The sequence below is a fragment of the Pseudoxanthomonas sp. LjRoot204_2 genome (assembly GCF_056175765.1).
This window is the reverse complement of the sequence record NZ_JBGFFG010000293.1, coordinates 1-4,293: the sequence shown is the minus strand read 5'-3', so window position 1 is coordinate 4,293 and position 4,293 is coordinate 1. Positions and strand designations below refer to the sequence as shown.

Here is a 4,293-nt window from a genome sequence, read left to right as displayed (position 1 = left end):
GCGCGTGCTGCCCATGTGGGATTGGGTGGGCGGCCGTTACTCGCTGTGGTCGGCGGTGGGTCTGCCGATCGCGCTGGCGATCGGTTTCGACCGTTTCGAGCAACTGCTGGCGGGCGCATCGGCTTTCGACGCGCATGTCATCGGCGCACCGTTGGCCGAGAACATCGCCGTCCGCCACGCGCTGACGGCCGTGTGGAACCGCAATGTGCTGGGTCATGCGGCGCAGGGCGTGATGACGTACGACCAGCGCCTGGCGCTGCTGCCGGCGTACCTGCAGCAGCTGGTGATGGAGAGTCTGGGCAAGTCGGTGAAGCTGGATGGCAGCCCGGTCGGCGTCGAGTCCGTGCCGGTGTGGTGGGGTGGGGCGGGTACCGACGTGCAGCACAGCTTCTTCCAGGCGCTGCACCAGGGCACGCAGATCGTGCCGCTCGACTTCGTGGGCACCGTGCGCAACGACGACCCCTACGCGGAAAACCACCTCGCGCTGATGTCCAACCTGCTCGCGCAGAGCGAAGCGCTCGCCAATGGCCAAGCCAGCGACGATCCGCATCGCAGCTATGCCGGCGGTCGTCCCGGCACGATGATCCTGCTCGATGCGCTGACCCCGCAGTCGCTCGGTGGCCTGATCGCGATGTACGAGCACAGCGTCTATGCCCAGTCCGTGCTCTGGGGCATCAACGCCTTCGACCAGTTCGGCGTGGARCTGGGCAAGSAGCTGGCCAACGGGCTGCTGCCGGCGCTCAAGGGCGAAACCGAGGCGAAGGATCCGGTGACCCAGGCACTGCTGGCGGAGATCGCTGCACGCGGGTGAGCTGCCTGCAATACCGCCTTCGCCCATCGTTTGTGGGAGCGGTGTAAGTCGCGAGCTTTGGCTTGTCGCCCTTCGCGACTTACGTCGCTCCCACAGGCAGGCGGTGCTGCGCCAATCCCCATGCGACATGCTCGCGTACCAACGGGGACAGGTCTTCCCTACGGCTTTCGAGCGCAGTCAGCACGTCGGGCGTAGTGGGCGCATTGCCCAGCGCCACCGCGATGTTGCGCAGCCAGCGTTCGTGCCCGCTGCGGCGGATCGCCGAGCCTTCGGTGCGGCGCAGGAACTCGTCTTCGTTCCACGCGAACAGCTGCGGCAACGTCGCCACGTCCAGTTCATTGCGCGCGCGGAAGTCCGGCTCGTCCGTGCGCTTGGCGAACTTGTTCCAAGGGCACACCAGTTGGCAATCGTCGCACCCGAAGATCCGGTTGCCGATCGCGGGCCTGAGGTCTTCCGGAATCGCACCCTCGTGCTCGATGGTCAGGTAGGAAATGCAGCGTCGCGCATCGAGCCGGTAGGGCGCGGTGATTGCCTGCGTCGGGCAGATGTCGATGCAGCGGGTGCAGGTGCCGCAATGCGCACTCGCCGGCGCATCGATCGGCAACGGCAGGTCGACATAGATTTCCCCCAGGAAGAACCACGAACCACCGTCCCTGTCGATCAGGCAGGTGTGCTTGCCGATCCAGCCCAGGCCCGCGTTGCGCGCGAGGGCGCGTTCGAGCACCGGTGCGGAATCGACGAACACGCGATGGCCGAATGCGCCGACTTCCTGCTGGAGCCGTTCGGCGAGCTTCTGCAGGCGGTTGCGCATCAGCTTGTGGTAGTCGCGCCCCAGCGCGTAGCGCGCCACGTACGCGCGCTGGCCATCCTGCAGCGTGTCCCATGCGTCGTCGCTGTCGTTGCGGCCGTAGTCCAGCCCGACGGAGATCACCCGCAGCGTGCCGGGGATCAGTTCCTGCGGGCGCGAGCGCTTGTCGCCATGCTGCGCCATCCATGCCATCGACCCGTACAGTCCCTGCGCCAGCCAGTCGCGCAGGTGCCGTTCGTCGTCACCCAGATCAATCCCGGCGATGCCGCAGCGCTGGAAGCCGAACTCGCGGGCCAGCTCCCGTACGCGCCGGGCAAGCGCGTCAGGATCGGGCGCGGGTGTCATGGGGTCGGAAACGGGCATGGGGGGATTATAGGAGGGGGCCGCAGGTTCACTTCCCCGCAACCGGGACCGGACCTAGAATCCGCGCATGTCCGGCACCTGGCCCCTGTACTCCGCGCACGCCGCACGGGCACTGGATGCGCGCGCCACGCAGGCACTCGGCGGCGATGCCTACGTGCTGATGCAGCGCGCCGGCCTGGCGGCCTGGCAGCACCTGTTGATGCACTGGCCCGAGGCGCAGCGCATTGTCGTGGTGTGCGGACCCGGCAGCAATGGAGGCGACGGGTATGTCCTGGCGCGGCATGCGCGCCGCGCGGGACGGGCGGTCGAGGTCGTGCACCTGCATTCGCACGTGCCGGGCAATCCTGTCGCACAGCGCGCCTGCACCGATTACGTGGCCGCGGGTGGGCAGGTCACGCTCTTCGACGATGCGCTGCCGAAGGCCGATGTCATCGTGGATGCCCTGTTCGGTATCGGCCTGTCGCGCGCGCCGGAGCACGAAGCGAAGGCGCTGATCGACGCGATCAACGCGCAGTCCGTCCCCGTGTTCGCGCTCGACGTGCCGAGCGGGGTGGATGCCGATCGCGGCAGTACGCCCGGCGTGGCGGTGCTGGCGACGCGCACGCTGCAGTTCATCGTGCGGCATGCAGGCCTGTACACCGGCGATGCGCTCGAATACACGGGCGCACTCGCGTTCGACGACCTCGAGATTCCCGTCGCGACATTCGATGGCGTTCCCGCGGAGGCGTCGTTGCTGGAGCAGGACGCGCTCGCACGCTGGCTGCTTCCGCGCCGACGCAACACGCACAAGGGTGAGTCCGGCCACGTGCTGTGCATCGGCGGCGACGAAGGCAGCGGGGGCGCGATTGCGCTGTGTGCCGAAGCCGCACTGCGCGCGGGTGCCGGCCTGGTCAGCGTGGCGACGCGGCCGGCGCATGTCGCGGCGCTGCTGGCGCGCAGGCCCGAGGCGATGGTGCGTGCGGTCGAATCGACGGACGCGCTGGTACCCCTGCTTGAACGGGCGCGCGTGATCGCCGTTGGCCCCGGCCTGGGGCAGGGCGAATGGGCGCGCGCCTTGTTCCAGCACGCGATGCGCTACGACATCCCCTCTGTAATCGATGCCGATGCGCTGAACCTGCTGGCGACATCGCCGCACAGGCTGCAGGACGCCGTGCTGACGCCGCATCCCGGCGAGGCGGCACGCTTGCTCGCGTGCACCACGGCCGACGTGCAGCGCGACCGCTTCGCCACCGCGCGGGCGATCGCCCAGCGTCATGCGAGCGTGGTCGTCCTGAAGGGAGCCGGCACCATCGTCGCGTCGCCGGACGGGGTGTTGCGCGTGGTCGCTGCCGGCAATCCCGGCATGGCCGTGGGCGGCATGGGCGATGTCCTGACCGGTGTCATCGCCGCCCTGCGGGCGCAGGGTCTCGCGGCGTTCGACGCCGCCAGCGCCGGCGCGCTGCTGCATGCGCTGGCCGGGGACGCCGCGGCGTGGGATGGCCAGCGGGGGTTGCTGCCGTCGGACCTGTTCGCACACCTGCGGCGATTGGCCAATCCCTGAGGGCCGTGCATGCATGGCACCCGTCGCGCCAGCGCTTAGAATCGCGGCATGCACGTGTTCCTTCCCGACAACGAGGCCACCGAGGCCTTGGGCCGATCACTCGCCCGCACGCGTCCTGCGGCCGCTGTCGTCCACCTGCAGGGTGACCTGGGCGCCGGCAAGTCCACGCTGGCACGCGCGCTGCTGCGTACGCTGGGTGTGGTGGGCGCAATCCGCAGCCCGACCTACACGCTGGTGGAGCGTTACCCCGTCGAGGGAGGAGAGGCCTGGCATCTGGACCTCTACCGCATCGGCAATGCGGGCGAACTCGAATTCCTGGGGCTGGATGAAGGGGTTGCCGCACTTTGGCTGGTCGAGTGGCCCGAGCGCGGCGCGGCGGCGTTGCCGCCCGCCGACCTGCACGTGGCACTCGAAGTCGCCGGTGCGGGTCGCTCGGCCCGGCTTACCGGGGCATCCGCGGTGGGCGAACACTGGATCGCACGAATGACGGCAAAGGCCCAGTTGCAGGCGGCATCTCTCCAGTCCGGTTAGGAACATCCGCCAGGTTGCGGATTATTAAGGGAAAACGCCTTGCATTCGTGAGCCGATGGTGCTTGAATCCGCGGCATGAGCCCGGGGATGCCCACCACCTTGCTGCGCCTTGCCCTTGCGGCCCTGCTGGCCGCCGCGCCGTGCGTGCTCCTCGCAGGAGAGGTCACCGGCGTCACCCTGGCCCAGGGCAGCACCGGCACCCGCGCAGAGATCGAACTGGTGGGCGCCGGACAGTACTAG

General features: G+C 68.9%; 5 protein-coding genes. 4 read left to right on the top strand and 1 reads right to left on the bottom strand.

Annotated features, from left to right (window positions below; translation table 11 throughout):
* On the top strand, positions 1–811 hold an 811-nt coding region (locus tag AC04L7_RS13275; RefSeq protein ID WP_475513176.1), incomplete at its 5' end, for a glucose-6-phosphate isomerase.
* 79 nt (positions 812–890) lie between these two features.
* On the opposite strand, the gene queG is transcribed toward AC04L7_RS13275, so the two are convergent.
* A complete protein-coding gene (queG, locus tag AC04L7_RS13270; RefSeq protein WP_436001046.1) occupies positions 891–1,964 on the bottom strand; it encodes a tRNA epoxyqueuosine(34) reductase QueG in 1,074 nt (357 codons plus the stop codon).
* Positions 1,965–2,049: 85 nt separating this feature from the next.
* Here queG and AC04L7_RS13265 point away from each other — a divergent pair, with 85 nt between their 5' ends.
* From AC04L7_RS13265 to AC04L7_RS13255, 3 genes are all read left to right on the top strand, one after another.
* Positions 2,050–3,522, top strand: a complete 1,473-nt coding sequence (locus AC04L7_RS13265) for an NAD(P)H-hydrate dehydratase (protein WP_435999332.1) — start codon at positions 2,050–2,052, stop codon at positions 3,520–3,522.
* A 48-nt stretch (positions 3,523–3,570) separates the two neighbouring features.
* Entirely contained in the window at positions 3,571–4,053 is a 483-nt protein-coding gene (gene tsaE / locus AC04L7_RS13260) for a tRNA (adenosine(37)-N6)-threonylcarbamoyltransferase complex ATPase subunit type 1 TsaE (protein ID WP_435999330.1), read from the top strand.
* Between the two features lie 75 nt (positions 4,054–4,128).
* On the top strand, positions 4,129–4,293 hold the full coding sequence (locus AC04L7_RS13255; RefSeq protein WP_475513175.1) for a hypothetical protein: 165 nt from the start codon (positions 4,129–4,131) through the stop codon (positions 4,291–4,293).